This window comes from Nocardia sp. 852002-51101_SCH5132738, from assembly GCF_001665695.1.
Taxonomy (GTDB): Bacteria; Actinomycetota; Actinomycetes; order Mycobacteriales; family Mycobacteriaceae; genus Nocardia; species Nocardia nova.
In genome coordinates this window covers 1-1869 of the sequence record NZ_LZML01000194.1, presented here as the reverse complement: position 1 = coordinate 1869, position 1869 = coordinate 1, and the positions used below count along the sequence as shown (strand labels likewise).

Genomic DNA, 1869 nt, shown 5'->3' with positions numbered 1-1869 from the left:
AAGGGCGCCAGCGACAAGACCCAGCCCGGCCGCTGCAAGGGCAAAGCCCATCGCCGAGACACCCTCGGCCTGCGCGGTCGCCGTGTCCTGGTCTCCCGTCGCTGGACCGGCAAGACCCTCCCCGATCACAAGGCAGATCGCGCGGAGTTTGTTCGGCAAATGCTCGCGGCGGTCGGTATCGCCAAGCCTGATCCGTCGCGGCTGATCGTGAGACCGGTGGAGCGCGGGGACAAGAACGTGCCACCGCGAGAGCACCTGATCATGGCCAACGTTGCTCGGCGGCTGAAATGGCGCAGCGAGTACGACATGGCTTGCTTGAACGCGAGTCCGCCAGGCACACAACAACTTCCGGAACTACAACCGGCAGCATAGGAAGGGAACGATCATGATTCAGGACGAAACCTATTTGCGGGCAAAGCAGTTGGAGGCGCTGACCGGTATTCCGGAGGCCACCTGGCGGTGGTGGGCGCATATCGGTGACCCGACCAAACCGCCCAGCTTCAAGCTGAGCGCTCGTCGTCGGGTGTGGAAGAAGGCCACCGTACTTGCCTGGCTCGCGGAACAGGAGCGGGCGGGTATCGAGATCGAGGCTGAGCGTCGACGGATGGTGGCGTGATGGCCGGTAAGCGCAATCGTCGTTCGGGGGTCGAAGACCGCTGGCACAAGACCGTATACGTCGTGCAGGAGGACGGCACCAAAGTTCGGCAAGTGGTGCGATCGGCGAACTATGGATGTAAGAAGCGGTGGCGAGCTCGGTACGTCGATGACCAGTCGGTGGAACATGTCCGCGGCTTCGAGCGCAAGGCCGATGCCGAGACGTGGCTGTCCAACCAGGTGTCGAGCATCGTGCAGGGTACTCATGTGGCTCCCCGGGATGCTGCGATCACGGTGCAGCAGTGGTGCGACCAGTGGATCAAGGGCTACGAGATTCATCGGAAGGGGACTGTTCGGGAGGCCAAGACTCACATCAAGCGCATCACTGCGACGTTCGGCAATATGCAGCTCTCGGCAGTGCGGCCGTCGTCGGTAAAGGCGTGGGTCGCGGGATTGAAGCGGGAAGGGCTCAAGCCGAGCTACATCTACGCCCTGCACGGGCGGTTGTCGCAGATCATGAATGATGCGTGGCATGAAGGCTTGATCGCGCGAAATCCGTGCTCGCGCAAGACATCTCCGCCGATGGGCAAGCAGAAGCCCTACATTGCCACGACGGCGCAGGTATGGCAGCTGTACGACGCATGCCCGGACCACATGCGGGTGGCTGTGCTGCTCGGTGCGTTCGCGGGCTTGCGGGTGGCGGAGGTATCGGCGCTGCGGGTCGCGGATATCGACTTCATGCGCGGAGTCATTCACCCGGCGCAGCAATGGCCGGCCGAACCGCTCAAGTCGCCGACCAGTGAGACGCCGATTCCGATTCCGCGTGAGCTGACGTTGTTGCTCGCCGCGTCCAAGCAGCGATGGCCGCACGAGAACATCGTGACGAACGGGGAGGCTCAGCCACTACCGCCCTGGCAGATCGAACGAGCCTTGCGTGATATTCGCGAGAAGAACCGGGTTCCCTCGCTCCCGGAGGAATTCAGCTTCCACGACTTGCGCCACTACTTCGCGTCGCTGCTGATCTCCAAGAAGGCAGACGTGAAGACCGTGCAGGCCCGGCTGCGCCATGCCTCGGCGCGCACGACGCTGGATACCTACGGGCATTTGTGGCCGGACGCAGACGAGTCCACCCGGACCGCAATCGGTGAAGTGATCGCGGAACGGATGGACTCGCTGGAACCTACTGCGGACGAACTGCGGACAGAAGGCCACGGATAGGTGTTCCGTCGCAGGTCAGAGCCTCACAACGACTTACACGTCGTAGTACAGCTCGAA

Annotated in this window: 3 protein-coding genes; all 3 read left to right on the top strand. The window is 62.8% G+C overall.

The window, feature by feature from the left end:
- The coding region (locus A5789_RS37515; protein ID WP_369828830.1) for a replication initiator at positions 1-372 on the top strand (372 nt) is incomplete at its 5' end.
- A gap of 13 nt (positions 373-385) precedes the next feature.
- Entirely contained in the window at positions 386-616 is a 231-nt protein-coding gene (locus A5789_RS30260; protein ID WP_227463079.1) for an AlpA family transcriptional regulator, read from the top strand.
- Positions 616-1812, top strand: a complete 1197-nt coding sequence (locus A5789_RS30255; RefSeq protein ID WP_064903150.1) for a site-specific integrase — start codon at positions 616-618, stop codon at positions 1810-1812. Before A5789_RS30260 ends, A5789_RS30255 begins: the two co-directional genes overlap by 1 nt.
- Positions 1813-1869 lie beyond the last annotated feature (57 nt).

Bases quoted from the DNA above. Each gene is read 5' to 3' on its own strand.
- A5789_RS30260 (WP_227463079.1), top strand. From the start codon at position 386: ATGATTCAGGACGAAACCTATTTGCGGGCAAAGCAGTTGGAGGCGCTG.
- A5789_RS30255 (WP_064903150.1), top strand. From the start codon at position 616: ATGGCCGGTAAGCGCAATCGTCGTTCGGGGGTCGAAGACCGCTGGCAC.